The sequence below is a fragment of the Nostoc piscinale CENA21 genome (assembly GCF_001298445.1).
Classification (GTDB): domain Bacteria; phylum Cyanobacteriota; class Cyanobacteriia; order Cyanobacteriales; family Nostocaceae; genus Nostoc_B; species Nostoc_B piscinale_A.
The window spans coordinates 676,534-702,596 of the sequence record NZ_CP012036.1; the positions used below are offsets into that span (position 1 = coordinate 676,534).

Annotated in this window: 27 protein-coding genes and 1 pseudogene; 15 read left to right on the plus strand and 13 right to left on the minus strand. The window is 41.1% G+C overall.

All coding sequences use genetic code 11. From position 1 onward, the window contains the following. Nucleotides 1-406 precede the first annotated feature (406 nt). Nucleotides 407-529 (plus strand): hypothetical protein, encoded by a 123-nt coding sequence (locus ACX27_RS34785; RefSeq protein WP_256364379.1) that lies wholly within the window; start codon nt 407-409, stop codon nt 527-529. Between the two features lie 117 nt (nt 530-646). Here ACX27_RS34785 and ACX27_RS03000 read toward each other — a convergent pair whose 3' ends face one another. The 7 genes and pseudogenes from ACX27_RS03000 to csaB form a co-directional block, all read right to left on the minus strand. Then, complete coding sequence (locus ACX27_RS03000; protein ID WP_062288235.1) at nt 647-2,104, minus strand: protein adenylyltransferase SelO; 1,458 nt, start codon at nt 2,102-2,104, stop codon at nt 647-649. Nucleotides 2,105-2,190: 86 nt separating this feature from the next. Further along, the gene (locus ACX27_RS03005; protein ID WP_062288237.1) at nt 2,191-2,418 is read right to left on the minus strand and encodes a hypothetical protein; all 228 of its coding nucleotides are present in this window, start codon (nt 2,416-2,418) and stop codon (nt 2,191-2,193) included. Beyond that, entirely contained in the window at nt 2,411-2,845 is a 435-nt protein-coding gene (locus ACX27_RS03010) for a transposase (RefSeq protein ID WP_158507336.1), read from the minus strand. The genes ACX27_RS03005 and ACX27_RS03010 overlap by 8 nt, the downstream gene beginning before the upstream one ends. 16 nt (nt 2,846-2,861) lie before the next feature. Beyond that, nucleotides 2,862-5,196: pseudogene (recJ, locus tag ACX27_RS03015) on the minus strand (single-stranded-DNA-specific exonuclease RecJ). 48 nt (nt 5,197-5,244) lie between these two features. Beyond that, the gene (locus ACX27_RS03020; protein WP_062288244.1) at nt 5,245-5,880 is read right to left on the minus strand and encodes a GNAT family N-acetyltransferase; all 636 of its coding nucleotides are present in this window, start codon (nt 5,878-5,880) and stop codon (nt 5,245-5,247) included. 107 nt (nt 5,881-5,987) lie between these two features. Beyond that, nucleotides 5,988-6,788 carry a PD-(D/E)XK nuclease family protein gene (locus tag ACX27_RS03025; RefSeq protein WP_062288246.1) on the minus strand — a complete coding sequence of 267 codons (801 nt, stop codon included), beginning with the start codon at nt 6,786-6,788 and terminating at the stop codon, nt 5,988-5,990. 399 nt (nt 6,789-7,187) lie between these two features. Continuing rightward, nucleotides 7,188-8,225 carry a polysaccharide pyruvyl transferase CsaB gene (gene csaB / locus ACX27_RS03030; RefSeq protein WP_062298100.1) on the minus strand — a complete coding sequence of 346 codons (1,038 nt, stop codon included), beginning with the start codon at nt 8,223-8,225 and terminating at the stop codon, nt 7,188-7,190. A 182-nt stretch (nt 8,226-8,407) separates the two neighbouring features. Here csaB and ACX27_RS03035 point away from each other — a divergent pair, with 182 nt between their 5' ends. The 3 genes from ACX27_RS03035 to hisA all read left to right on the plus strand — a co-directional run bounded on the left by ACX27_RS03035 (nt 8,408) and on the right by hisA (nt 10,104). Continuing rightward, nucleotides 8,408-8,755: a DUF2499 domain-containing protein gene (locus tag ACX27_RS03035; RefSeq protein WP_062298101.1), complete on the plus strand. Its 348-nt coding sequence runs from the start codon at nt 8,408-8,410 to the stop codon at nt 8,753-8,755. Beyond that, entirely contained in the window at nt 8,752-9,075 is a 324-nt protein-coding gene (locus ACX27_RS03040; protein ID WP_062288249.1) for a DUF3593 domain-containing protein, read from the plus strand. Before ACX27_RS03035 ends, ACX27_RS03040 begins: the two co-directional genes overlap by 4 nt. A gap of 255 nt (nt 9,076-9,330) precedes the next feature. Beyond that, entirely contained in the window at nt 9,331-10,104 is a 774-nt protein-coding gene (hisA, locus tag ACX27_RS03045) for a 1-(5-phosphoribosyl)-5-[(5-phosphoribosylamino)methylideneamino]imidazole-4-carboxamide isomerase (RefSeq protein WP_062288252.1), read from the plus strand. Nucleotides 10,105-10,326: 222 nt separating this feature from the next. Here hisA and ACX27_RS03050 read toward each other — a convergent pair whose 3' ends face one another. The 4 genes from ACX27_RS03050 to ACX27_RS03065 form a co-directional block, all read right to left on the minus strand. Continuing rightward, the gene (locus ACX27_RS03050) at nt 10,327-10,884 is read right to left on the minus strand and encodes a peroxiredoxin (RefSeq protein WP_062288255.1); all 558 of its coding nucleotides are present in this window, start codon (nt 10,882-10,884) and stop codon (nt 10,327-10,329) included. 203 nt (nt 10,885-11,087) lie between these two features. Then, entirely contained in the window at nt 11,088-11,369 is a 282-nt protein-coding gene (gene sipA, locus ACX27_RS03055; protein ID WP_062288259.1) for a regulatory protein SipA, read from the minus strand. A gap of 169 nt (nt 11,370-11,538) precedes the next feature. After that, nucleotides 11,539-12,171, minus strand: a complete 633-nt coding sequence (locus ACX27_RS03060) for a ubiquinone biosynthesis protein COQ4 (RefSeq protein WP_235526473.1) — start codon at nt 12,169-12,171, stop codon at nt 11,539-11,541. A 256-nt stretch (nt 12,172-12,427) separates the two neighbouring features. Next, nucleotides 12,428-12,940: a Spy/CpxP family protein refolding chaperone gene (locus ACX27_RS03065; RefSeq protein WP_062288262.1), complete on the minus strand. Its 513-nt coding sequence runs from the start codon at nt 12,938-12,940 to the stop codon at nt 12,428-12,430. 220 nt (nt 12,941-13,160) lie between these two features. Here ACX27_RS03065 and ACX27_RS03070 point away from each other — a divergent pair, with 220 nt between their 5' ends. Beyond that, nucleotides 13,161-14,375, plus strand: coding sequence for a sensor histidine kinase (locus ACX27_RS03070; RefSeq protein WP_062288264.1), 1,215 nt, complete (start codon nt 13,161-13,163; stop codon nt 14,373-14,375). After that, on the plus strand, nt 14,372-15,034 hold the full coding sequence (locus ACX27_RS03075) for a response regulator (RefSeq protein WP_062288267.1): 663 nt from the start codon (nt 14,372-14,374) through the stop codon (nt 15,032-15,034). The genes ACX27_RS03070 and ACX27_RS03075 overlap by 4 nt, the downstream gene beginning before the upstream one ends. 19 nt (nt 15,035-15,053) lie before the next feature. Here ACX27_RS03075 and ACX27_RS34790 read toward each other — a convergent pair whose 3' ends face one another. Beyond that, the gene (locus ACX27_RS34790) at nt 15,054-15,182 is read right to left on the minus strand and encodes a hypothetical protein (protein WP_256364380.1); all 129 of its coding nucleotides are present in this window, start codon (nt 15,180-15,182) and stop codon (nt 15,054-15,056) included. Between the two features lie 215 nt (nt 15,183-15,397). Further along, nucleotides 15,398-15,829 (minus strand): nucleoside deaminase, encoded by a 432-nt coding sequence (locus tag ACX27_RS03085; RefSeq protein WP_062298105.1) that lies wholly within the window; start codon nt 15,827-15,829, stop codon nt 15,398-15,400. 84 nt (nt 15,830-15,913) lie between these two features. On the opposite strand from ACX27_RS03085, the gene ACX27_RS03090 reads away from it, so the two are divergent. The 9 genes from ACX27_RS03090 (at nt 15,914) to ACX27_RS33275 (ending at nt 26,049) form a co-directional block, all read left to right on the plus strand. Next, nucleotides 15,914-16,705, plus strand: coding sequence for an ion transporter (locus tag ACX27_RS03090; RefSeq protein WP_062288270.1), 792 nt, complete (start codon nt 15,914-15,916; stop codon nt 16,703-16,705). Nucleotides 16,706-16,860: 155 nt separating this feature from the next. Beyond that, nucleotides 16,861-17,220 carry a VOC family protein gene (locus tag ACX27_RS35575; RefSeq protein ID WP_418006686.1) on the plus strand — a complete coding sequence of 120 codons (360 nt, stop codon included), beginning with the start codon at nt 16,861-16,863 and terminating at the stop codon, nt 17,218-17,220. A gap of 387 nt (nt 17,221-17,607) precedes the next feature. Further along, nucleotides 17,608-18,543, plus strand: a complete 936-nt coding sequence (locus ACX27_RS03100) for a TIGR04222 domain-containing membrane protein (protein ID WP_062288273.1) — start codon at nt 17,608-17,610, stop codon at nt 18,541-18,543. Beyond that, the gene (locus tag ACX27_RS03105) at nt 18,498-19,589 is read left to right on the plus strand and encodes a TIGR04222 domain-containing membrane protein (RefSeq protein ID WP_235526474.1); all 1,092 of its coding nucleotides are present in this window, start codon (nt 18,498-18,500) and stop codon (nt 19,587-19,589) included. Before ACX27_RS03100 ends, ACX27_RS03105 begins: the two co-directional genes overlap by 46 nt. A 3-nt stretch (nt 19,590-19,592) precedes the next feature. Next, nucleotides 19,593-20,438, plus strand: a complete 846-nt coding sequence (locus tag ACX27_RS03110; RefSeq protein ID WP_062288279.1) for an MbnB/TglH/ChrH family RiPP precursor modification enzyme — start codon at nt 19,593-19,595, stop codon at nt 20,436-20,438. Nucleotides 20,439-20,799: 361 nt separating this feature from the next. Next, nucleotides 20,800-21,381 (plus strand): SCO6045 C-terminal-like domain-containing protein, encoded by a 582-nt coding sequence (locus ACX27_RS03115; RefSeq protein WP_062288282.1) that lies wholly within the window; start codon nt 20,800-20,802, stop codon nt 21,379-21,381. Nucleotides 21,382-21,402: 21 nt separating this feature from the next. Next, entirely contained in the window at nt 21,403-21,840 is a 438-nt protein-coding gene (locus tag ACX27_RS03120; protein ID WP_062288285.1) for a YidH family protein, read from the plus strand. A gap of 479 nt (nt 21,841-22,319) precedes the next feature. Next, the gene (gene nifJ / locus ACX27_RS33270) at nt 22,320-24,311 is read left to right on the plus strand and encodes a pyruvate:ferredoxin (flavodoxin) oxidoreductase (RefSeq protein WP_235526475.1); all 1,992 of its coding nucleotides are present in this window, start codon (nt 22,320-22,322) and stop codon (nt 24,309-24,311) included. Next, the gene (locus ACX27_RS33275) at nt 24,277-26,049 is read left to right on the plus strand and encodes a 4Fe-4S dicluster domain-containing protein (protein WP_235526476.1); all 1,773 of its coding nucleotides are present in this window, start codon (nt 24,277-24,279) and stop codon (nt 26,047-26,049) included. The genes nifJ and ACX27_RS33275 overlap by 35 nt, the downstream gene beginning before the upstream one ends. Nucleotides 26,050-26,063: the final 14 nt, after the last annotated feature.

A 26,063-nucleotide genomic window follows, 5' to 3' on the forward strand; every position in this document is an offset into this window, starting at 1 on the left:
TACTACCAAATAATTTATTAAAGTATTCGTATTTATCATACCTAAATTTAAAGATTGTGAGTTAGAAAACATAACAATAAATTTTGTATTTAATTTTTAGCTTTTTACCTTATTACTTGGGAAAATACTGTAGCTTTAATAACAATATACATATAGGCATCCGGTTTGATTTCCGGATTTACTTGTGTAGGCGTAAGAATTCAGAAGTCATACCAATTCACAATTAGCAATTAAAAAACTTAGATTTAGCAAGGATTTTAGTTTTTCGTGAAATGGTATCAGAAGGAGGGAGTACGGTGGACTGGTTTCTCAGCGTAAAGGAGACAGTGCTGTGGTGAAGCAGTCTGATCTTAGGGGTTTTCCCTAGGAGGAACTGCTGAAAGGGTCTCCCACGCCAGTCGCTACAATGGAGGGAACCTCTCTTCGGGTGACGCTCCTGCGTCGCTATGGCTGCGCTAACACCACTTTGTTTATGCCGGGAAACCCATCCACCGCAAGTAGTTCAGTGCAACGCGCTGGTTCGACTTGAGGCAACTGTCGTCAACTGCCGTTCAGAATCCAGAATATTTGGTAAATCAAGGTTTTTCTAGACTATGTGTCATTACACTGTGACCACTTCTGACTTCTGTATTATGAATACTTACTTCTATTGCTTAGTTTGAATTTGATGAATCAAATCCCTAAAATATTGCCAGTCGTCTGCATTAACTATTGGTTGCCAAATTGATTCAATTACAGGTCTAAGAAGTACAGTTTTAGGATTATGCTGAGATAAATTATTGGCTATATTTCCCATCTCATCTAAATCAAAATGATTTAAGATTTTATGGTAGAGGATGCACCAATTATCAAAAATTACTGAAGTTCCTGTAGCGGGTGCAATTTCTGAATTATTGAGTACACAGGCTGGGTCATCTCGCCATTTAGCAGAAAAAGTCCGAGCCATTTCAAAGAAAAATAGATGATAACCAACTTGACTTTCTTTCAAAAAGGCAATTGTTAATTCTAAAAGCTCATCAACTTCGGGATGGTTTAACTGCTCAAAACCTAACTTTTTCAACATCAAACGGCGATATTCTGCACCATAATAATCATCAAAGCTGGCTAATCCCACTTGCATATCAGCTATGTTAATAATTGCCTTTAATGGTTCTTGCAGCATTTCTAAATTCCATTGGCAAATGCTTGGCTGATAACCGTAACAATAGCGTTTGTAATAGTCGAAATATGCAGCAGTAAAATAGGGGTCGTAGGTGGGGATGAAAGCATAAGGGCCATAGTCAAAACTTTCCCCAGTAATCGACATATTGTCAGTATTCAGCACACCATGACAAAAACCGACAGCCATCCACTGTGCCACTAGTTCAGCAACTCGCTTGACTAACTCTGCATAAAATAAGGCGTATTTATCTGTTTGGTTGACTAAGTGGCGATAGTAATATTCAATTACATGGTCTAATAGCTTTTGAGTTAAATCAGGACGCTGTAAATAATGAAACCGCTCAAAAGTACCGAAGCGAATGTGAGAACTACTCATTCTCACCATGACTGAAGAACGGGTAGGAGAAGGTTCATCACCGCGCCACAAAGATAAACCAGTTTCAATCATACTAAGACAGCGTGAGGTACGGACTCCCATTTGGTGTAGTGCTTCAGCAGCTAAAACTTCCCGCACTCCGCCTTTAAGTGTCAGCATTCCGTCGCCACCACGAGAGTAAGGTGTTCTACCAGAACCTTTCGTACCGAAATCGTATAATTCGCCATTGGTAGCGCGGACTTGACCGTAGAGAAAGCCTCTACCATCACCTAGTTGCGGGTTATAGGTACCAAACTGATAACCGTGATAGCGCAGTGCTAATAAAGGTTTGCGTCCTTGAAATTTGCCAAAGGCTGTAATAAAATCCTCATCTGTCACGGCTTGAGGATTTAGCCCTAAATCAGATAACAGTGCATCATTCCGCCAGCGCAAAATATGTTGGGGGAATTCCTCTGCGGCTACTTCGTCGTAGTAATCATCACCCAAAGATTCTAAGGCTGGTTCGTAGTTGAGGGTGAGTAAAGGATTAAGAGAATTTTCTTGGTTGGGAGTTTCAGCCAGAGTCATTACGCGCCAATTTAAAAGGATTATTCTCTTCACTTTAGCGAGATAATTGATAAATTATAAACTCCCCTTCATCGGGAGTAGTAGGTTTATGATATTGCTTGCACTGTTTTCTTCAACTCCTTAAACAGCAGCCTACAACCATAAGCAGCAGTTTGATTAATAATCAAATTGCCAAAACCCTTTTTCACCTCTTTGTCTTTGACTCCAGAAGCGATATCACCAGATGCGATGTTAGCAGCGAGTGACATTTGTACAGTTTGCATGGTTAGGTTGAGTGTAGCTTCTAGTTGTGGTGCTAATTCTTTGCTAACCATTGACAGCAAATTCTGAGAGAGCGAGCGAGCGCTTCAATTCCCGGAGTGCCTCGGCCTGTAATCTAGCAACGGCTTTCTTTTTCCACAGTTCGGGATTGTCCTGAAATTGAGCTTTACGCTGATCGTAAAATTCCCCTAGTTTTTGACCAAACTCATTTTTTGGCCTAGCGTGTTCGGGGGCAATGATATCCAAAATCCACAAATACAGCTGTGACCTGCAAAGCTTAGAACCAGAACCTGTATTCATGGTTTCTTTATCACCACTGCTACTTTCATCCTGTGCCATTCCCAACCGCCGTTTAAACCGACCAAGCGATTCAAACTTCGTAACTGGGTAAATTTGACTGATGAGTAAAGCTTGTGGACTTGAACCGATGCCAAATTTACTCATTACCTGACGGTATGGCGTAAATTGTGGCAACTGCAAAATCTCAAACATCTCTTCATACTAGAGGTCGATTAACAAGCGCCACAATTGTAGAGAAAGGGACTTCAGAAAAGTACTGTTGCTGAAACTGTTCTTCGCTGACTGCGGACAGAAATTGAGTAACTGCTGTATCTGCTAGGTTGGGTGAAATTGTTTGGGGATTTTGGCTTATTCTTAAATAACGGTCTTGTCTGGTAGCTATAAATCCGCAATATTTTAAAGCTTTGATGCCTAGTAGTAAGCTGCGATCGCCTATACCTAATTTTCCTAGTAGTTGTGTGCGGGTAACTAACTGCTGTGTACGACTCAGATATTTAGCTATGCCAACTAGAGTCTGCCAAATTTCTTGTGGTGGTTGTAGGTGAGGTTTAGACCAAGCTAGGGCTAATTGTTGATGATTGAAAAGTGAGCGTTGCCACCAAATGCGTATTTCATCCCAGTTAGTAGGGCATTGTTCGAGGATGAGTGGGGAATCTGGGAGTGGGGAGTGGGGAATTGGGAGATTGCGCCAGTCGAGAATTTGTGTTGAATATTGTTGACTGAGTTCTGAGTTATTGCTGGGACGGACGGCGATTAATCTGATTTCGTAGCGTTTTTTTGAAACTGTTGTAATCTAATTCGACGATGCAATCAGATTTGCATACAGGTAATTCATCTTTATAATGTCCCCACCACACACCAGGAAAAGGATTTTTAGTAGAGTCATCCCGAATATCAAAATCTGTTTTAATGTACTGTACTTTCTTTCCTTGCCAGTCTTGCTGATTGCGATGCCAAGCGTTTTCAAACCAGCAGTTTTGAATGAGTAGTTTGGGGACTGGGTTGCCCATTCCGCAAGGTTCTAGTAGTTTCAGTTCTAAGAATAATTCTTTGCCCAAGTCTGCTACGGTAACTTTTAAATCTGCTTGAACTGTAGGCATCAATTCTGTACTACCCAAAGATTGCCGCAACTGCTGATTAATTGCTTGGGTAAATAAAGGAATATTCTCGACTGGTAAACTCAAACCCGCAGCGTAGGGATGTCCACCAAAGCGATGTAATAAATGTGCTTGGTCTTTAACTAGTTGATATAAATCGACAGAATTGATGGAGCGGGCTGAACCACGGGCTAGGGGAGTGGGGAGTGGGGAGTGGGGAGCAGAATTATCTAAGCTCTCTTCTGTGCTTAACAAAATTGTGGGACGGCCTGTTTCTTGGGCTACTTGTCCGGCAACTAAGCCTAATACACCGACTGGCCATTGGGGATCTTCGAGGACGATGACGCTGGTTGTTGATAAATCTAATTGAGTGAGTTTTTGGGCTACTTGGGCTTGCACATCTTTTTGTAATGACTTGCGGCGAGTGTTGGCAAGTTCTGTTTCTTCAGCCAATTGATTGCAGTGTTTGGCATCGCGGCTAGTCAGTAATTCTACGCAAAAACTCGCATCGCCTTGAATGCGGCTAACTGCGTTGATGCGCGGCCCCAAACCAAAGGAAATATCTGTGGGGCGATCGCCACTTTTTTGGCACAATTCTAATAATCGCCCTACACCAGGCCTGCGTCGCGCTGTTGGTAGTTGTTTAAAGTCTGCTTGTAAACGTTGGATTCCCAATTGTGCTAAGTACCGACAATCTCCTTTAAGTTGTACCAAGTCAGCAATTAACCCGACTGCGACTAAATCTAATAAATTCTCCAGTGCATCTTGCGGGACGTTGGGCAGAGTTTGATAAAGTGCTTCTACTAACTTGTAAGCAACTGCTACCCCAGAAAGATGAAATAACGGATGTTCGCTTGGTAAATAACGAGGGTTGATAATTGCTGTAACTGGTGGACGTTCTGCTGGTAAAGTGTGATGGTCGGTAACGATGACATCTATACCTAACTTTTTAGCGTAGATAATTTCATCAATATTTGTGCTACCTGTATCACAAGTAACTATTAATTTAAAATTTTGTCTTGCTAAATTCTCAATTCCGGAATTATTCAGTCCATGAGATTCTCTGAGGCGATTGGGAATGTAATAAGTTAACTGTGTATGTTGCTGAAAAAATTGCCCCAAGCCATCCCATAAGACCGCAGTAGAAGTGATACCATCAGCATCAAAGTCTCCCCAAATCGCAACTTTTTCGCCGAGATTACGTGCTTGTTGTAATCTAGCTACTGCTAGGTGCATTTCTTCCTCAAATTCAAAGGGACTAGCAGGTTGATAAGTTTGATAGTTAACAAAAGTGGCTAGTTGTTGAGAATCTTGAATGCCTCTTTGCCACAATAATTGTGCTGCATATAATCCACTAGATGCAGGTGTGTACTGCTTGACTGCTGCAATAAACCAATCTGGAGGTTGTTCAGTTGGGGCTAAAATCCACTGCATTTTGTCATTGGTCATTTGTCATTGGTCATTTGTTATTTTCTGGATCTTCTATTTTTGATCTTCAATGATTTGAGGTTCATTTACTAAAGGATTGAGGACTAATTCATTAGCAACGCCATCAGATTTTCGGGGGCGAATTGTCGGACGCGATCGCCTGTAACCTGCTCTTTCTGCTTTTTGATGTTCGTAATCAATTAGCCTACCATAATGTGGGTGTTTACTTAAATTCATCGATAGGAAAATATGTTCACGAATATTACCAAAACCTTTGCGATTAAAAAATTTCACTGCTGCTACATTGGTGGGGTCAGTATCTACTAACATGAATCTTGCACCATCTTCAATCATGCGAGAAACGACTTTATCAACTAGCTTGTCTGCTACTCCCTGACGCTGATATTTTGGGTTAACTCCTAGCCACAAAATATAACCATAAGTCCAAGATGCTTTAGTAATTATTGTTCCTAAAATAAATCCTGCTAGTTCTCCACTAGTTTCAGCAACTAAGCAATATTCTGGATCTGTATTGTAAAGTCCAATTACTTCCCACTCGTCCCAAGTGCGATATAGATATGGATATAAATCACTAGTGAATAATTCTTCACCCAAATGATATACAGGAGCGATATCATCAATTCCTAATTCGCGGACATAAATTGCGTCGCTTGTATCAAATGTAGTCATAATTAAGTTATTAATCAGAAATATCAAATTTTTGGTAATTTAGTTAGATAATAAGAATCTTTAGGTTCAGGCTAAGGCGCAGAAATTTACAGCAAGACAACTTTAATTTAAAGTGTGACTTCTTGAATGTTATCAATATTTAGTAATGGATATGTTACTGTATCTTCAGTTGATGGTGTACGTTGGCAACGAACAGCGAATTGGCAGTAATTACAGGCTTTACTAGTCTCGATGAGTTGTGGGAATGGTTGACCTTTTTGATAAAGTTTTAGCCAAGTAGTTAGATTATTTAATAGCTGATTGAGTTCTTTTGCAGTTTGCTGATGTTGCTGATTATCGTACGTATATTTTATATTTTGTGGTCTACCTTCAGATTGAACAAACCAGTAAGTCATTGAGATATTTTCTGGTAAGTATTCGCTGGTTTCGGCTAATACGTACATATAAAGGCGTGTTTGCCAGTTTTGGGCTAATTTACGTTTATCTGGTGGTTTGGGATAGGTTTTCCAATCTAAAATTTGTGCTTGCTGGTTATCTGCAATTAATAAATCATAGATAACAGTTAGTAAATAATCTTGAACTTGTAAGGTACGGTAGTGTTCGCTTTCGCGGAAGGTTTGACTATTGGTTGTAGGCGTTACAATGTCTGGTGCAGCATTAGCAAAAGCAGACATCCACTTTTGTAATTGAGGATCGGCTTTTAATAAACTATCAATTGGTAAACCTATTTCTCGCTGCTGCATTAGCAAGTGAAACCGACTACCTAAAGTTTGCCTTTCTTCGTGTTCTGGATCTGCGGGAGAATTGAGTTGCTCTAAATATGTATGCTGAAACTGGCGGGGACAACGTTCTAGTAAGTTGAGTTGTCCTTGCGATAGTCTTAATAAATTAGGAGAATTTGATAGCATTGTTCTATTATAGATTTAGCCGCGATCGCCCTGGCTAATCTTATTATATTTGTAATAATTTTAAGATTGAGTTGACTTTAATAAATAAAATGATTAATTTTTGGTTCAAAGATGCGACAGTTTAGACGATCGCATAGAATTTCAATCACTTTTAAATTACACTTCTCAACATGACAAATTTTGCCTATATATGTTTTGGGCTAACTGGGCAATAAAATCCAGGCTTTAATTCATGTTTTATTTGTAATTCTGTATCTTCATAACAGATGATTATTACCTCAGAACCACATACGGCGCATAAAATTCTACCTTTATGAGTATAAATATCAAGAGCTTGCTGTAAGTTTTCAGAGGTACGTTCATACATCAAATCGTCTCTATTCATTTCAACCCAAAACTTTAACTTAAAGCTTCACTCAATAGTTCGCGGTGCATTAAGGCTTTATCTACTAAAGATTGAATTTTTTCTGGCAAAAGTGGTTTACCATTGGAATAATATTCCAGCCAAGTTTTACTGATAATATTTGGGTCATCTGGTAAATTTTCTAAATCCCAGCCAGGTATTGCTAAATCTTCCATTAAACGATTGACTTTGGGATCATAACTCAAGGCAAAACAGCGACAACCTTCAGCCGCAGCCATAATTAAACTGTGTAACCGCATTCCAATTGCCATTTCAACACCACGATATACACCTTTTAATAGTTGTGGATCTTCCAGACACAATATTTGACTAACATCAGCTAGATGGGGTTGAATGGCTTGGGCTATGCCTAAATCTTCACTTTTTTGAAATGGCAGCAATAAAATAAATGCTTGGGTAGCTTTTTGAAAATCAACTAATGCTTTGGTGAGGTTAGCTAGGCGTGTTGGTGTGAGTTGAGGGTGCGATCGCAATGTTACAGCAACTCGCGGCGCAGGTAAATCGGCAAGTCCGGGGACTGGCTTTCCTTGTAGCGCCCAAACAGGATCAGGTGCGATGATGTGGGGAATTTGCCAATCTGATAATAAAGCCGCACTGGCGCGATCGCGGACACTAACTTTGGTACAACCAGCAAAATTGCGTCTGGCTAACCAGCGCGTTTGGGGACGCAATAAAGGGCCGATCCCTTGCGCCCAAGCAATGGTTTTCAAATTCATTGTTTGCGCCAATGTCATCAATCCCCCATAATACAGAGGGCTAATGGTACTGGTAACATCTTGAATTAAACTACCGCCACCCCAAATAAAAGCATCGCAGGAACGTAAAGCTTGCAGCACAGGTAGTATAGCCATGCGATTGTAAGTTTCTACATTGTAGCGATCGCGCGTTTCTTCGGGATTGCCAGAAAGCACCACAGGCGTAACATGAGATGGCAACATTTGTAAAAGTGTCGCCAGTAAAGCTTCATCACCACCGTTACCTTTGCCATAATAACCAGACAACAACGCCCGCATAGTTCCCATCTTCAGTATTTGGATTTTAGAATATCAACTTTTTCTCAACAGTTCATAGTATGTCAGCCATCTTGTCAATCAAAGAAGAATTTCCTTATGGGAAGATTGAAGAACAGAAGAAAGAATCAGAGGAAGATTAACTTTTGACTCTTGACTTTTGACTTTTGACTTTTGACTTATTTATGCACGCCCTATCAATTCCCACTTGGATTATTCACATTTCTAGCGTTATTGAGTGGATTGCCGCGATTTGGTTAATCTGGACTTACGGCGAACTCACTGGTAATCGTAGTTGGTGGGGATTGTCCCTAGCCATGTTACCAGCTTTGGTGAGTGCTATGTGTGCTTGCACTTGGCATTATTTTGACAATGCAGAATCTCTAGAATGGCTGGTAACTTTGCAAGCTACCATGACTTTAGTTGGTAATTTTACACTTTGGGCAGCTGCGGTATGGATTTGGCGTTCCAGCAAGTCTGCCAAAAATGTCACAAATAACGTTGCAGTCTCATCTATTAAATCAGAACCATGATCTCAAAAGAAACCCTGTTTGCCCTTTCCCTGTTTCCCTATTTGGGTTTCTTGTGGTTTCTTAGCCGCAGTCAACAAGTACCCCGTTTAGCACTGTATGGATTTTACGGCACACTTGTATTTGTCGGTATTACCATCCCCGCCGGTATTTACGCCAAAGTTCATTATGGCGAAGCTTTGGCAAATGTCGATTGGTTACATGGGGGTGCGGAAGTCTTTTTAACTTTAGCCAATATTTTGGTTGTGATTGGTTTTCGTCAAGCTGTGAAGGAATTAAAAGGCAGGAGGCAGGAGGCAGGAGGCAAGAAGGCTAAAGAATAGACCTCTTGCGTGAATCCAATTATCTCCTCAGACTGGAAGTCTGGGGCTATAAAAACAAAGCCTGCCTATCGCGCTTGCGCTGCGCTTGGCGCACCACGCAGGCTATATATGGTTTGAGTTGAAAAATCTGGTTTGTACAGTTATCAATTTCATTCATAAAACATTCGTGCAAGAGGTCTAATTTGATTTCATACTTCACACTTCAAACTTTTTTCCCTACTCCTCATTTTTTTAAAATTAGCCAAGGAAAAACAAATGGATGTAATACCAGCAATTGATTTACTTGAAGGTCGTTGTGTGCGACTGTATCAGGGAGACTATGAAAAATCCCAAGTTTTTAGTGAGAATCCTGTTGATGTTGCTAAACAATGGGTAGATCAAGGTGCAACTCGCTTGCACTTGGTTGATTTAGATGGAGCAAAAGCAGGTAAAGTAGTAAATTTGAAAGCAATTGAAGCGATCGCTCAAGCCATATCAGTACCAATTGAAATCGGTGGAGGATTACGCGATCGCTCTAGTGTGCAGCAAGTGTTTAACTTGGGTGTACAATGGGCAATCTTGGGAACTGTCGCAGTCGAACAACCACAGCTAGTCCAAGAACTCTGCCAAGAATTTCCCCAACAAATTATCATCGGTATTGATGCGCGAAATGGGAAAGTAGCCACCCGTGGTTGGTTAGAAACCTCGGAAGTTTTAGCTACCCAACTCGCGGTGCGAATGCAAGAATTAGGTGCAGCAGCCATCATCTATACTGATATTCACCGTGATGGTACTCTTAGTGGCCCCAACATTGAAGCATTACGCGAACTCGCCGATGCGATTTCCATCCCGGTAATTGCTTCTGGTGGTGTGAGTTCGGTAACTGATTTGTTGAGTTTATTAGCCTTAGAACCACAAGGTGTCACAGGTGCAATTGTGGGACGCGCTTTGTATACTGGCGATATTTTACTCAAAGAAGCACTACGAGCGATCGGCCCAGGACGCATTCAAGATATACCACCAAATCTTGGCTTTTCTTCCTTTGCTTAAAAATAGCTGGATGCAAAATCGCAGCTAAACACACTCATACTAAGTTGCTTTCAAAACATAGTCTTCCTATTCCCCACCCCAGTAGAGACGTTGTATACAACGTCTCTACAACTTGATATCAGGTTATATGTGTTGAACCGCGTATAAAATCAAGGGTTTTGTCTGTGTAGCCGTGACTTCAGTCGCCTCCGTGCAAGATGTGAATTATGGGAAACACATCTTCTAAGAAGCTGAAGATTGTAATTGTTCTAATCTTGCTAGCACTTCTTGACTGTGAACCGAGGGATTAACTTTGACAAACGTCTCGCGCAAGATACCTTCTGGGTCAATAATAAAGCTGTGGCGCATCGACACAAAACCAATCCAAGAACCATAATCTTTGCTAACTGCGCCAGTTGTATCAGCTAAAAGTGGAAATTTTAATCCCTCAGAATCGCAAAATTCAGCATGAGAATCGACATCATCAGCACTCACGCCAATTATTTGCGTATTTTTTGCCAAATATTTAGGTAAGTCTTGCTGAAAACGCCGCGCCTCAATTGTGCAACCAGAGGTAAAGTCTTTGGGATAAAAGTAAAGTACTACCCACTTACCACGCAAATCAGTCAGAGAGATTTTGCCGTCGCCTGTATTTGTGGGCAATGTAAACTCTGGTGCAGGTTGATTTACTGCTGGTAGTTTACCACCCAGCGCGTTAGCCGCAGGTGAAAAGTTGAGCCAACAAATGAGAGTAAAACAGCTGGCAAATAATAGACTCAAAAAATTGCGCCGCGAAATCATGGTGCAAACTATAATTACAACTTTACATAAGTTTACCTCTGTAAGTACCTAGCCCCAACGAATGGAATTCGCGGCTATAAAAACGTAGACGCGCAAGCGGCTTCCCGCAGGGTAGTCCGCCTACGCGGACTAAAAGAAAATTAAGGGTTTTGTCTGTGTAGCCGCGACTTCAGTCGCTAGGTGCAAGATGTGAATTCTCTTCATCAGTCTGCACTGTTCCCTGTTCCTTGTTCTCTGTTCCCTGGATCTGACTCAGATTCGCTAGAGGGATCTGTGCTTTCGATATATTGGCTATCGAGAAGAAAAGCACCTCTGGTAAAGCGAATACCCCAATAACCTCCCGGACGGCGGTCAAGAACTATACCTTCTTCACCCAAATGGATAACATCTGGTGGACGTAACATTGGCATGGGATCGGCGGTTTTGACGTAGGGTGGTAGCGCCACAACTCGGACTTTGCTACCAATAGCAAATTCTTTGGTCATATAAAAAAAGCTAGAAGTTTGATTAACTCCTAACTTTATCCTAAAGGTGTTGCCAATTTTGTTATTAGTCGGGAAGGAAATTAGGGAATGCGAAAGGAGATAGAACGTCTCTCCTCTCGCCATCTTCTGCAAGGAAGCCTGAGTCAGTCAAAAATCAAAAGTTAAAAATTTATTTGCTAACAGAAAATATTGCTTGTACTTCAGTTAGTGGTAAGTGCCAAACTAATTCAGGTTGCCAAGTATCTGGGTCAAAGTTGGAGTGACGACCGCGCTGATATGCTTGCCATAATCTTTGCCAAGTAAATTCTTGACGAGAATCCAGATTTTTATAAATAACTCTTAATAGTCCTAAGCCTAATAGAACATTAAATACGCCGAATTTTGCGCCTAATAAAAATGCTTGTACTTCTGCTTCGCCTGTGGGGTCTGCACCGTACCCAGTGAGGACGTGAACGCCATCATGAAGTTGTTTGCGGCGAATACCTGTAGTGAAAGGTTTGAGGTTGTGTGCATCGAGGAAATCAACCCAAGCTTGACCAAAACTGCCAGCAGGTAGCGATCGCAATTTTTCTAGATAAACAATTTGTGGCACATTTTTGCCGCGTGCTTCTGTAATGCGATCGAGTTTGTCTAAAAATTGTTGGATAGGAGGCGTAGATTTGGAGGAAGCAATATCAGTTTGCATAATTTTGAGATTAAAAGATTGATGGGGTGGGAGAATAATGCCCACCCTGGCTAAATAACTAGTACAACAAGGCAAAAGTAAAAAGTGAGCCAGTGCGGTGGACGGGTTCCCCGGCATAAAAGAGACAGTGCCGTGGTGAAGCAGTCCGGTCTTGGGGGTTTCCCCCAGGAGGAACTGCTGAAAGGGTCTCCCGACTTGAGGCAACTGTCGTCAACTGGCGTTAGCGCAGCGTTAACGACGCAGGAGCGTCACTCGCAAGAGTCAAAAGGAAAAAGTAAGAATATTGATACCACAAGCCTTTTAGCAATTTCTTATGGTCTGTTTATTTACGCCGTGCTGTACTAGTCGTGTTTTCAAGGCTGAATTGCCAGAATTAGGTATTAGGTTGGCGGCGTTGTTGACGGCGTTCTTTACCTTCTTGACGTAATTGCTGAAGTTTGGTTTTTTGTTCGGGAGTCAAAACAGCTTCAATTTGTTGTTTGGAAGATTCACGTATTTGCCGAATTTGGGTTTTTTGCGCTTCTGTTAAATTCAAATCAGCAAACTTCTTACCACCTCGACGGCCGACACGCTGTCCTGGATTTGCTTGTCTTTCGGCGCGGCGTGCTTCCATTGCTGCTTTGATTTTGGCTTTTTGTTCTGGAGTGAAAACATTTTCAATTTGAGTGCGGGTGTTGCGTTGAATTTGCTCAATTTGGCTCTTTTGCGCGTCAGTTAGACCTAATTCTGCCCAAGGGCCTTTTTTACCTTGCCAGCGGCCTTGTCCTTCTGCTTGGGCTACTAACAGAGGAGAATGAGAGAAGGCTTGAGCTTTCACCGCTAAGGAAGTTGTTGTCAGAGTCAGAGCGATCGCACCAGCAATGAATGATAATGATTTGAGTTTCATTTTGTACCTTGTTTTCTGTTCCGTTTGAGGATGCCATCATCATAGGAATTTACGCTTATTCATCACATGAGGAGAAAGTCATGTTTAGACCCATGACTTTAGTCATGCTTTATTTTTCTGCTATTTGAGTAACAATAATTAGTAAATTCAAGTGACAACAAAAGGCGGGATTAAGTATAATCTCGCCATTTTCTAGTAACACTCTAAATCTCATATTGCTATGAATCAAACTATTCAAATTCACAATCATCCCTTTCGGTTTTTACTGTATTTAGAATGGATATTGCTCACTCTTGCCATTTCATCATCTACTTTTCCTGAATCTTCACCGCGTTTTGCTAGTCACGCCAATCAATTTCCTGAACTGACCATTGGCTGTTTGATTATTTTTGGTGTTATGGGTTTAAGAATCCCCACAGGTAAACCGATCAATAAAATAATTTATACAGCGATTGAAATTTTATTATTATTTATTACGGGGATGTTTGGTGGGCGAGTGGCGCGATTGTTTCCATTCATTTATCTGATTTTAGTAACCCGTAGTTGTTTAATTTTTCAACTATCAGGGCGTTTAGTTGTGACGGGTTTATCTTTTGGTTTATTTTTAATTACCTTAAATTCCCGCTTACCCAAGGCTTTACCACCACAAGCCCAAGAGCGGTTTCGGTTTATTACATTCAATACAGCATTATTATTTGGGTTAAGTTTGGTTTTCGTTTTATTATTAATGAATACAGTTTTAGCTGAACGACAGAGTCGAGAAAAACTGGCGATCGCTAATGATAAACTCCGCCAATATGCTTTGCGAATTGAGAATCAAGCCACCCTAGAAGAACGTACACGCATCGCACGGGAAATTCATGATTCTTTGGGACATTCTTTAACTGCTTTAAATTTACAATTAGAAACCGCTTTAAAATTATGGAATGCCAACCCAGAAAAAGCTCAAACATTTTTAGCTAGAGCCAAAGAATTAGGTTCTAAAGCTTTAAAAGATGTGCGCCAGTCAGTTTCGACTATGCGGGCTAATCCCTTGCAAGAAAAAACTTTAGAACAGGCAATATCTGTACTTTTAGAGGACTTTCATCGCGCTAATGGTATTAGTCCAAGTTGTTTTATTAATTTAGATTATCCTCCGCCAACAGATATTAATATTGCCTTATATCGGATTATTCAAGAATCATTAACGAACATTTCTAAACATGCACAAGCAACAGAAGTAATTATCGCCCTCACTAGTAATAAAAATAGTTTACGGTTGATGGTGCAAGATAATGGCAGAGGGTTTGATATTCAGCAAAATACCACTGGTTTTGGCTTACAAAGTATGCGCGATCGCACCTTAGCATTGGGTGGAGAATTCAATATTCATACTAGTCCCAATTTTGGCTGTCAAATTACCGTCGATATTCCTTTATTGAGTTTAATGCCATGATTAAAGTATTATTAGTAGATGACCAAAACTTAATCCGCCAAGGACTAAAAGAATTACTAAAATTGGAAGCGGATTTAGAAATTATTGGCGAAGCCGAAAATGGTAAAATTGCTGTGGAATTAGCAGCAAAATTACAACCAGATGTGGTATTAATGGATATTAGAATGCCCATTATGGATGGCGTGGCAGCTACTAAAGAAATTCATCAACATTATGAGAATATTAAAATTTTAGTTCTTACTACCTTTGATAATGATGAATATGTTTCGGCTGCATTACAACACGGTGCTATGGGTTATTTACTCAAAGATACACCCTCAGAAGAATTAGCTGTGGCAATTCGCGCTGTTCATAAAGGTTATACTCAATTGGGGCCAGGAATTGTGCAGAAACTATTAAATCAATTTCCGCATGGTATCCCCACACCATCAGAACCCGTACCACCGAGTTTAACTGAACTCACACCCAGAGAAAAAGAAGTTTTAAAGTTAATTGCGACAGGTGCGAGTAACCGCGAAATTGCCCAAGAATTATATATTTCCGAAGGGACGGTGAAAAATCACGTCACGAATATTTTGAATCGCTTGAGTTTGCGCGATCGCACCCAGGCTGCTATCATCGCTAATACCTTTTTATCTTATTTAAATGAGTCTGATTAACTCTCGATTCATCTCAAAATTATGGCTGTCGCAGCGCCGACATTACTTGTGGCGTGACATCTTTACCACCTTGCAAATTTGTCACCACAGATTGAATTGTATAGATAATGCCCCAAGGTATACCCCACCAGCCTAGAAATAAAGACATCACAGTAAATTTTAAGCTTTTTTTTCAGAGTATTTTCCCCAGATTTAATAAAATAGATATTAGAGCTACGTTTAAATGTTAAAATTACTATCGAAAAGCAATAAAGAAAAACAACAAATTTAGCACCGTTAGCTAACTCTTGATTGACTTCTGCTACTGTTAATCCGTCTAAACCAATTATTTTTGACATTTAGCACCTGATATTATTACGAGAATTAACTCTGTATAAATAAAGCCAAACATTCATCTTTTAACACACCCTTTGTCACTTTGATATTTCTAAAAGACTTGGCTATTATTTCTTCGCAAAAAACATGAATCTGTGACTGGTGTATCGAGACTAAATCTTGAATGGAAACACCATAGATAATTTCTGATATACCTGTCCACACACAAGCTGTTGCACACATCGGACAAGGTTCGCAAGTCGTATATATGCTGTAACCTTCTAAAGAAGGATTTTTGAGTTTAGTTGTTAATTTGCGAATCACATTTATTTCTGCATGTGCAGATGGGTCACTATCTGTTTGTACAGTATTATATGCTACTTCAACAACTTCGTCATCCTTGACAATTACTGCACCATAAGGCCAATCACCTTTTTTGGCAGCTTCCAGAGCTAAACGCATAAAATATTCTTGGTTCATTGTTGTTATTACTAGTGAAAAATCAGGCTCAATCATATTCCATATAGATGAAATTTCAGTAAAAGTTTTAAAGGTCGAATAAATATGTTAATAAGTAGAGAAAAAACAGAATTTTACTTAACAGACTTGGAAACACCTACTGGAAAATTTATCAATCTGACAATTGCGGCTTTAGTGCTAATTTCGTCAGGAATTTTTGTTGCCCAAACTTATAATATTCCTTATAATATTAGATTGCAGCTTGATTTTATAGATACTGCTATCCTGGTAATTTTTGCGGTAGAGTATATAATTCGCCTCTGGAGTGCTGAAAACAAGCTGAAGTATGTTTTTAGTTTTTATGCCATTTTAGATTTAATGGCGATATTGCCATTTTTCTTAGGCGCAGTAGATATCAGCTTTATTCGCCTCCTGAGATGGTTTCGGATTTTAAGATTAATTAGGTTTATTGATCAGAAGTTTTTGTTTGCCAGTGTCAGCAGTGAAGATAGTTTAATCTTCGTGCGGATATTGTTTACATTATTTGCAATTATTTTTATTTATTCGGGGTTAATTTATCAAGTTGAACATCCAGTAAACCCCCAAGTTTACACTACATTTTTGGATGCGTTTTATTTTTCTGTTGTCACGATGACGACTGTCGGGTTTGGAGATGTCACACCAATTTCCGAAGCGGGAAGGCTGTTGACAGTGTTAATGATTTTAACAGGTGTCACCTTAATTCCTTGGCAAGTGGGAGATTTAATTAAGCGGTTGGTAAAAAATGCTAATCAAGTAGAAACGGTGTGTTCCGTCTGTGGGTTAGCTTTTCATGATTTAGATGCGGCTTTTTGTAAAAGATGTGGAACAAAATTGAGAATTAAAAGTGGCGAGTAAAATTACAATTTTCCTAAATTTTCTGGTTCCTGCGTATATTTTATGGAGAGTTAATAGAAAAGTGCCAGTTTAATACTCTGTCATACTTAATATATTAGGATTGAGAAAAAGATTATACGAAAACTTTCCATATAACCAATAGTTATTTGGCTGAAATGCACGAAGAACCGACCAGACTGAATTTACTTGTACTACGTTCATCCGATATTGATCGAGCCATGACCTTCTACGTAACGGTTGGGTTAACATTTGTTCGCCATTCGCACGGTAAGGGTTCCGAACACTTCGCTTGTTTGATCGATGGTTTAACATTTGAAATCTATCCGCAGCGTACCGCAGATGACTCGACTGCAAATACTCGATTTGGATTCACTGTCGCGAATGTTGACGGGATTGTTGAGGAACTACGAAAGATTGCTGCCATAATCGTGTCAGAACCCATAGAATCAGAATGGGGACGGCGGGCGGTCGTCAGAGATTTCGATGGACACACGGTTGAACTAATCTCGACTTAACCACTAACTGCACTCTACGATAGACGCAATACGGCGGATCAAGACACCAGGATGGCCAAATAAAAAAACATTGTACCGAAGCCGCCTATGATGCTTTGTGGCATGGTGAAAGTTGGCTTTAAGCTTCCAGTTGGAGAGGAGTATTTTATGGAAGCAAGGCTTGTATATCGACAGGACTTACGCAACTGGCACGTTGAATTATTTTAGGTTTAGATGGTTATAAACTGGCGAAAGTTCTTGCGGTAGTGGCTGCGGTGGTGGCTAAAACTGAGTGTGATATAATACATTTCAGAGTTGAAAAAGCGAGATGAATTAAACAACCGCTACCGAGATTTTGACAATTAATTGTTCCTAACTTTAGGCATTTCCTAACAAGGAGTAAAAGTAATGGATACATTACTGCATAATTTTATTGCAGATATGTATGGGCCGAACTTTCTGCTATTGTATGGTATTGTTATTGCCGCAACTTTGTTATTGTGTGAGCGTTTAGTCCAAGATCCAACAAAAAATCAGCCTTTACCCTTAATTCCGGCTGAACCAGATCCTTACAAAATCGCTTACTTGCGTTCTCAAGCCACAGGAATTGCTCATTTAGTATTATTCAACTTGATTCAGCAGGGTTATTTGCAAGTCAGCGAACAGACTATCAGTAAAGCATCTAACCATCCTGACATCTCAAATTTACAACTAGTCGAACGGCAAGTTTTTGAGAAAATTTCTGAACCTGCTACAGCTAAAACATCTCTGTGGTTAGCGACTCAGTGTGTACAGTTATTCTGCAATTCTTATCAAGAAAAGTTGTGTGATGAACAACTGCTGTATGGTGCGAAGTGGCAAGAATGGAATATTAAAGTCGGCTTGGTTGGTGCGATGCTAATTTTTGGCTTGGGTGGCTATAAGTTGCTGATAGCTTTGGGTAAGGGACGCTATAACGTTGGTTTTTTGATAATTATGGGTGTGTCGTCCATTATTTATCTGCTGTGGTATGTGAGTCAGCACAAGTTTCTCAGCCATTTGGGAAAAAGGTATCTGCAACAACTGCAAACCACCTTCAACAAACTGCGCGAAACTTCTATTGTCAACAACAACTTACTAGTATTAGCACTATTTGGTGTTGAGTCTTTGGCTGGAACTGCCTACGATGCTTACTATAAAGCGTTCTTTCCGCCAGTTTATTCTACGAGAAGTAGCCGCAGTAGTTCGTCTAGTAGTTCATGTAGTAGTGGTAGTTCCTGCGGTAGTTCTTGCAGTAGCGGGAGTTCCTGCGGTAGTTCTTGCGGTGGTGGTTGTGGTGGTGGCTGTGGTGGTTGTGGTGGTTAGAGAAAATGTTAACTAAACCTGTACCAAGCACAGTTATAAAATCGCTAATACTCAAGTTATTCATTATCTTACTGGTAATTTGTTTAGTGGTGGCGATCGCTAACATCATCACAGACATGAATAACGTTGATTTTCTGCGATTTTATGGTGCTGTTGTCATCATCACGGCGTTAGTTGGTCGCTGGTTTATGCAAGATCATACGAGAAATCAACCTTTACCCCTCATTCCCTCTGAACCAGATCCTTATAAAATCGCTTACTTGCGTTCTCAAGAAATGGGAGTAGCAAAGGTAGCAGTGATGGACTTGTCACAGCGCGGTTATTTACAAATCACGGAAGACTCTATCCAACAAGCAGAAAATCATCCTGATGTATCTCTGCTAACAACCATACAACGTGAAGCATTTGATTGGTTCACTACACCAACAACACCAAGAACATCTGGATGGTTATTAGCTAGAAAATTGCAGCCGCACTGCACAGTTTATCAACAGCAATTACAAAATGAACAACTACTAACTTCTGAACAAATGCAAGTCCGAAAAGAGTTAGTTAGTTTTATCGGGATTTCTATCATTCTGATGCTAGGTGGCTTTAAATTGGTAGTAGCGTTATTAGATGATTCCCATAATGTCGCTTATCTCATCATTGTGGGAATATTTTCGGTTTATTTTCTCCATAGTCTCTCTCAAATACCTCGTCTTAGCACGCTGGGGAAAAATTACCTCAAACAACTCGAAACCACATTTGGACAATTAAAACCGAAAATTCAAGCTGATATCCCAGAAGTAACCTTCGCGCAGTTAAGACAAAAAGTAGAAATTGGTATTCCTTCGGAATTGGAATACAAATTGGCTGTCGCACTTTATGGCTTTGAGTTACTCGCTGGAAGTCGCTACGACAGATATCAAAATATTTTTGTACCTGTGATAAATACCGCCAGTAGACAAAATAGTAGTTCTGGTGGCTGTGGCGGTGGTGGTTGTAGTGGTGGTTGTAGCGGTTCCTGCTGTGGTGGTGGTTGTGGCGGTTGTGGTGGAGACTAAAAAATGATGTTATCTCAACTTCCTACTTTGGGTGTCGGGTTGGGTTTTCGAGAACCATTCAAAAGTGATTTGTTTCTCAACCGTCAACAAGTGGACTTTCTGGAAATTGTGGCGGAACATTATCTGGATGCACCAGTACAAAAACAACAAGAGTTAGAAATACTGGCTGCACATTTTCCGATAATTCCCCACGCCATTAATTTGTCGCTGGGTAGTGCAGAAGGTGTAGATACAGATTATTTACGCAAACTTGCTGCACTCATTCAACAACTTAACCCGCCTTGGTGGAGTGAACATATTTGTTTTACCAAAGCTGGCGGTGTGGATATTGGGCATTTATCACCCTTACCTTACACCAAAGAGGCGGTAGATATACTCTGTCGCAATATTGCCGAAGTGCGGCGCTTTGTTGATGTGCCGTTAATTCTGGAAAATATTACCTATATGGTAAAACTTCCTGGTGCAGAGATGACCGAAGCTCAATTTTTGGCGGAAGTGGTAGAACGTGCTGACTGTGGTTTGCTGTTGGATGTGACGAATTTACATACCAATGCAGTGAATTATGGTTATGATGTGCATGATTTTCTCAATGATTTACCTTGGGAACGTGTTGTGCAGTTGCATTTCGTCGGCGGACATTGGCATGATGGGGTATTAATTGATAGTCATTCCCAGTCAACTCCTGCGGAAGTTTGGCAAATAATGGCGGAAGTGGTAGCCCGTATTCCCGTGAAAGGGATAGTGTTAGAACGGGATGAAAATTTACCTCCGTTTACAGAAATAGTCCAAGAATTGCAGACAGCACGAGAAATTCTCATACCAAGTTGCTGGGGTGGGAGTGGGGAATAATATTGATGACAAAACGAACCGCAAAGGACGCAAAGGACACGAAGTTAAGAGAGTTTGAGAGAGTTGTTGCGTAATTCCCATACAGGACTTACACAAAAATCGTCAAAAAATCTAATTTATCGAACCGCCAAGTCGCCAAGAACGCCAAGAAATCGTAGAGTTTGCGTAAGTCATATATACAAATTAGGCTTTGCATAAATGCGGGATGAGATCATAAAATTCCACTTTTAAAACTCTTGCTCTTTGCGCCTTTGCGTCTACCGCAAGCGGAACGCCTAGCGGCGAATGCGTGAGACAAAAATCATCCTCGTAATTAGCAACACCACAAATTAAATACTTAACAGCTTAGGAGTTATCAAAGATGGGGTTAGCACAAACCCAGCAAGTTTTAGCCCAGCTTTACACCAATACTGAATTTCGAGGGCGTTTTTTTGCCAACCCCCAAGCAGTGGGTGTGGAGTTTGGTTTGAGTGATGCTGAAGTGCAGCAGTTAGCTGAAGTTTCATCACAGGAAGTCAATATATTTGCTAATTCTCTGAAGTGGAAGCGGTTAGGGGAAATACGGGAATTATTACCGCGCACTGCTAAGGTGTTGGGGAAAAATTTTAATACTTTGTTTTGGCGATATGCGGAAACTTATTTACCGACGGGAATTAAAAAACATCGGGATGATGCGATCGCTTTTGCTAACTTTATGATTAAGGTGGCGCAAAATGAAAATTTAGCACCTGCTTGGATAGGTGATTTAGTCAGGTATGAACAAACCTGGTTGTTAACTTATGAACCAGGGATTTGTTTAAAATTTTGTTGGTTGCGTTACGCCATCCATCGTGATTTTACTGCAAAACCAACTTTGGCAATCTGGTGGCGTTGGTCGGAGCGATCGCAGTTACGTCATATAATATTATCTCACGCAGAGACGCAAAGGCGCGGAGAGTATTAGGAGTTGTATATTACTTGACTAATGAACAAAATAGACCGCCAGAGAGAACATCAAGCCAATGAACGAACCTTTTTAGCTTGGTTGAGAACTTCTATTGCCTTAATTGGTTTTGGTTTTGCTATTGCAAGGTTTGGTCTATTTTTACGCCAATTAAATACAGCCATTACCCAACAGGAACCTGTGGTTCATCCCCTATTTAACTCGGAAAATTTAGGAGTTGCTTTAGTAATTGTGGGAGTAAGTGCGATCGCCTTAGCCGCGTGGCGATATAATCAGGTTTTCTGGCAAATTGAACGGGGAGATTATCAACCCAATCGTTTAGCAGTGTGGATTCTCACAGCAGTGGTGATGATTTTAGGTTTACTGAGTATTCCTTTATTATTTTTACGCAATCATCTGACACCACGCCCATCTTCCATACCACCCCAGCCCCAGACTAAAAATATTAACCCAGAATAATTAATGATTTATTTGTGACCATAGACATATTTAAATTATGACTATTGGCATATTTTTCAAATTAATTTTGTGCTTTTAAATATCAGCCGCTAAAATTTTAGAATAGATTAATTAGGCAGATAAAACTGTTTTGAAAACTCAAATCAGTCCCCGCACCTCTACCCCCACAAATCAAAAGCATCTATTGAAAAGTCTTGAATAGAGATTGTTCCTGCCCTTGAGTACATCGTTAATAGATATTATTAAATAAAGTATTTCGGATGAGATACTAAGAGCATACAATCACTATTTAGAGTCAACTCTAAAGCCAGCAAGTGGTCAATCAAATATTATCCTAACCAGGGATAATCCTACCTATACATATTGGATTTTCCAGTTGGATACAGCTAACATGAATCACCAACTTCCAGGCTTTAACTATTTCTAATTAGTACCACAACGCTGTCTGATAGTGCCGTTTAAAGGCTAGGACTACAATTATGAGTCAAACCTTTGCAACCATCGACGGGAATGAAGCTGTTGCCCGTGTTGCTTACAAATTAAATGAAGTAATTGCTATTTATCCTATTACCCCCTCTTCCGCGATGGGTGAATGGGCGGATGCTTGGTCAGCAGAAGGTCGTCCCAATCTTTGGGGTACGGTTCCCAGCGTTGTGCAGATGCAAAGTGAAGGTGGTGCGGCTGGCGCAGTTCATGGGGCATTACAAACAGGTTCTCTGAGTACCACATTTACGGCTTCTCAGGGGCTATTGTTAATGATTCCTAACCTCTACAAAATTGCGGGGGAACTCACTAGCACAGTTGTTCATGTGGCTGCACGCTCATTGGCTACTCACGCTTTATCCATTTTCGGCGATCATAGTGATGTAATGGCGGCGCGGGCGACTGGCTTTGCCTTGTTGTGTTCCGCTTCAGTGCAAGAAAGTCACGACTTAGCCCTCATCGCCCATGCAGTGACTCTCAAATCCAGAGTTTCGTTTATGCACTTTTTTGACGGGTTCCGCACCTCTCATGAAGTGCAGAAGGTGAAATTACTGGCGGATGACGATATTAAATCGCTCATTCCCGACGAATTAATCTTAGAACACCGCGCCCGTGCTTTAACCCCAGACCGCCCTGTGTTGCGGGGTACTGCCCAAAACCCAGATGTTTATTTCCAATCGCGGGAAGGCGCAAACCCTTACTATAACGCCTGTCCAGAGATTGTCCAAGATATCATGGATCAATTTGGCGATCGCACAGGTAGATATTACCGCATTTTTGAATATCACGGTGCTGAAGATGCGGAACGGGTAATTGTCATCATGGGTTCTGGTTGTGAAACCGTCCATGAAACAGTTGATTATCTCAACGCCCGTGGGGAAAAAGTCGGCGTGGTGAAAGTACGCCTCTACCGTCCCTTTGATATCCAAAGGTTTGTGCAAATGTTACCAGAAACTGTACAAGCGATCGCGGTTTTAGACCGCACCAAAGAAGCAGGTAGCACAGGCGAACCACTATATCTCGATGTGGTCGCAGCTATCCACGAAATCTATGCTGAACGCGGTAGTGGTAGAGACAAGGTTCCCTCAGAAATTGTTGCTGCCCGTGGTAGTGGCAGAGATGAGGTTCCCTCGGAAATTGTCGCTGCCCGTGGTAGCGGTAGAGATGAGGTTCCCTCAGAAATTGTCGCTGCCCGTGGCAGTGGTCGAGATCAAGTCCCACCGATGATTATCTGTGGTCGTTACGGTCTTTCCTCCAAGGAATTTACTCCCGCAATGGTGAAGGCCGTTTTCGACAACTTATCTCAACCAAAACCAAAAAATCATTTCACTGTGGGTATTCACGATGATGTTACCCACACTTCCCTTTCCTTTGACCCCAACTTTTCCATCGAACCCGATAGCGTCGTCCGGGCGATGTTCTACGGCTTGGGTTCCGATGGTACGGTGGGGGCGAATAAAAACTCCATCAAAATTATCGGCGAGGGAACCGATAACTACGCCCAAGGTTACTTTGTCTACGACTCGAAAAAATCCGGTTCCATGACCGTATCTCACCTGCGGTTCGGGCCGCAACCGATACGGTCTACCTACCTGATAGACAAAGCTAACTTTATTGGCTGTCACCACTGGGTATTTCTAGAAAAGGTGGATGTGCTGCAAGGGGCGGCAACTGGGGCAACCATTTTGTTAAACAGTCCTTTTGATAAAGAAACGGTTTGGCAAAATCTCCCCCTCAAAGTGCGACAGCAAATTTTAGAGAAGCAACTGAAATTGTATGTAATTAATGCCAACCAAGTCGCCCGTGAAAGTGGCATGGGGGGACGCATCAATACAATTATGCAGGTGTGCTTTTTTGCTTTAGCCGGGGTATTGCCACAAGCAGAAGCGATCGCCAAAATTAAAAAGGCGATCGAAAAGACATACAGTAAAAAAAGGTGCAGATATCGTCCGCATGAATATGCAAGCGGTCGATATGACCCTGGATAATCTGCATCAAGTCAATATCCCCACCGCCGAACAAGGTAAATGGCTAGATGAAGAACTATTCTCGACCAATTCCTTACCTGTGAGTGCGCCCGAATTTATCCAAGAAGTCCTCGGTAAAATCATGGTTTGGCAAGGTGATGATTTACCTGTCAGTGCCTTACCAGCAGATGGAACCTTCCCCACAGGTACAGCCAAGTGGGAAAAACGCAACGTCGCCCAAGAAATCCCCGTTTGGGAACCGGATGTCTGCGTACAATGCAGTAAATGTGTGATGGTTTGTCCGCACAGTGCTATCCGTGGCAAAGTTTATCAAGAAAGTGAATTAGCTAATGCACCATCCGCCTTTAAGTCGGTGAATGCCAAAGATAAAGATTTTAATCATCAAAAGTTTACTATTCAAGTTTCCCCCGAAGATTGTACAGGTTGCGCTATTTGTGTAAATATTTGTCCTGCTAAAAGTAAATCTGAACCAACGAAAAAAGCCATTAATATGGCGCAGCAACTCCCTTTAAGAGAACAAGAAAAGCAAAACTGGGATTTCTTTTTAAACTTACCTAATCCCGACCGGAGAAATTTAAAATTAAACCAAATTCGTCAACAACAATTACAAGAACCCTTATTTGAATTTTCTGGTGCTTGCGCTGGTTGTGGTGAGACACCTTATTTAAAATTATTAACCCAATTGTTTGGCGATCGCTCAGTTATTGCTAACGCCACAGGCTGTTCTTCCATCTACGGCGGCAACCTCCCCACCACCCCTTGGACAACCAATGCCGATGGACGCGGCCCCGCTTGGTCGAATAGTTTATTTGAAGATAACGCCGAATTTGGTTTTGGTTATCGCTTATCTATAGATAAACAAGCCGAATTTGCCGCCGAATTATTACAACAACTCAGCAGTGAAGTCGGCGATAATCTCGTTCATGCCATACTCAGTGCCGAACAAAAAAATGAAGCAGATATTTGGGAACAACGAGAAAGAGTTGCCTTATTAAAAGATAAATTAGATCACATTTTAACTGCTGCGATCGACGCTAATTTAAAATCTAAAATTATCAATTTAAAATCAATTGCAGATTACCTAGTTAAGAAAAGCGTCTGGATTATCGGCGGTGATGGTTGGGCGTATGATATTGACTTTGGCGGTATTGACCATGTGTTAGCCAGTGGTCGCAACGTCAATATTTTGGTAATGGATACAGAAGTATATTCTAATACTGGCGGTCAATCTTCCAAAGCCACCCCCAAAGCAGCAGTAGCCAAATTTGCCGCCAGTGGTAAGCCTGCACCCAAAAAAGACTTAGGCTTAATGGCCATGAACTACGGTAATGTCTACGTAGCCAGTGTAGCTTTAGGCGCAAAAGATGACCACACTCTCAAAGCCTTTTTAGAAGCCGAAGCTTACGAAGGCCCATCATTAATTATTGCCTACAGCCATTGCATCGCCCACGGCATCAACATGACCACCGGAATGAATCACCAAAAAGCCTTGATAGAATCAGGACGTTGGTTGTTGTATCGCCACAATCCCCTATTAAAAGAACAAGGTAAGAACCCCTTACAATTAGATATGCGCCCTCCAACGCAATCTGTAGAAGCATCAATGTATCAAGAAAATCGCTTCAAAATGCTCACCAAGAGTAAACCAGAAATTGCCAAGCAGTTGTTAGAACAAGCACAAGCCGAAGTTGATGCACGCTGGCAAATGTATCAATATCTGGCAGACAGGAATTTTTAGGAATCACCTTGATG

Coding starts and splice junctions, on each gene's coding strand:
- ACX27_RS03110 (WP_062288279.1), top strand. CDS start 19,593: ATGATGTTATCTCAACTTCCTACTTTGGGTGTCGGGTTGGGTTTTCGA.
- ACX27_RS03020 (WP_062288244.1), bottom strand. CDS start 5,880: ATGACTACATTTGATACAAGCGACGCAATTTATGTCCGCGAATTAGGA.
- csaB (WP_062298100.1), bottom strand. CDS start 8,225: ATGCGGGCGTTGTTGTCTGGTTATTATGGCAAAGGTAACGGTGGTGAT.
- ACX27_RS03050 (WP_062288255.1), bottom strand. CDS start 10,884: ATGATTTCGCGGCGCAATTTTTTGAGTCTATTATTTGCCAGCTGTTTT.
- ACX27_RS03060 (WP_235526473.1), bottom strand. CDS start 12,171: ATGCCGGGGAACCCGTCCACCGCACTGGCTCACTTTTTACTTTTGCCT.
- ACX27_RS03100 (WP_062288273.1), top strand. CDS start 17,608: ATGGATACATTACTGCATAATTTTATTGCAGATATGTATGGGCCGAAC.
- ACX27_RS03115 (WP_062288282.1), top strand. CDS start 20,800: ATGGGGTTAGCACAAACCCAGCAAGTTTTAGCCCAGCTTTACACCAAT.
- ACX27_RS03075 (WP_062288267.1), top strand. CDS start 14,372: ATGATTAAAGTATTATTAGTAGATGACCAAAACTTAATCCGCCAAGGA.
- ACX27_RS03025 (WP_062288246.1), bottom strand. CDS start 6,788: ATGCTATCAAATTCTCCTAATTTATTAAGACTATCGCAAGGACAACTC.
- ACX27_RS34790 (WP_256364380.1), bottom strand. CDS start 15,182: ATGTCTTTATTTCTAGGCTGGTGGGGTATACCTTGGGGCATTATCTAT.
- ACX27_RS33275 (WP_235526476.1), top strand. CDS start 24,277: ATGAATATGCAAGCGGTCGATATGACCCTGGATAATCTGCATCAAGTC.
- ACX27_RS03090 (WP_062288270.1), top strand. CDS start 15,914: ATGTTAATAAGTAGAGAAAAAACAGAATTTTACTTAACAGACTTGGAA.
- nifJ (WP_235526475.1), top strand. CDS start 22,320: ATGAGTCAAACCTTTGCAACCATCGACGGGAATGAAGCTGTTGCCCGT.
- ACX27_RS03120 (WP_062288285.1), top strand. CDS start 21,403: ATGAACAAAATAGACCGCCAGAGAGAACATCAAGCCAATGAACGAACC.
- ACX27_RS03040 (WP_062288249.1), top strand. CDS start 8,752: ATGATCTCAAAAGAAACCCTGTTTGCCCTTTCCCTGTTTCCCTATTTG.
- ACX27_RS03005 (WP_062288237.1), bottom strand. CDS start 2,418: ATGGTTAGCAAAGAATTAGCACCACAACTAGAAGCTACACTCAACCTA.
- ACX27_RS03065 (WP_062288262.1), bottom strand. CDS start 12,940: ATGAAACTCAAATCATTATCATTCATTGCTGGTGCGATCGCTCTGACT.
- ACX27_RS03000 (WP_062288235.1), bottom strand. CDS start 2,104: ATGACTCTGGCTGAAACTCCCAACCAAGAAAATTCTCTTAATCCTTTA.
- sipA (WP_062288259.1), bottom strand. CDS start 11,369: ATGACCAAAGAATTTGCTATTGGTAGCAAAGTCCGAGTTGTGGCGCTA.
- ACX27_RS03085 (WP_062298105.1), bottom strand. CDS start 15,829: ATGAACCAAGAATATTTTATGCGTTTAGCTCTGGAAGCTGCCAAAAAA.
- ACX27_RS03035 (WP_062298101.1), top strand. CDS start 8,408: ATGCACGCCCTATCAATTCCCACTTGGATTATTCACATTTCTAGCGTT.
- ACX27_RS35575 (WP_418006686.1), top strand. CDS start 16,861: ATGCACGAAGAACCGACCAGACTGAATTTACTTGTACTACGTTCATCC.
- ACX27_RS34785 (WP_256364379.1), top strand. CDS start 407: ATGGAGGGAACCTCTCTTCGGGTGACGCTCCTGCGTCGCTATGGCTGC.
- hisA (WP_062288252.1), top strand. CDS start 9,331: ATGGATGTAATACCAGCAATTGATTTACTTGAAGGTCGTTGTGTGCGA.
- ACX27_RS03070 (WP_062288264.1), top strand. CDS start 13,161: ATGAATCAAACTATTCAAATTCACAATCATCCCTTTCGGTTTTTACTG.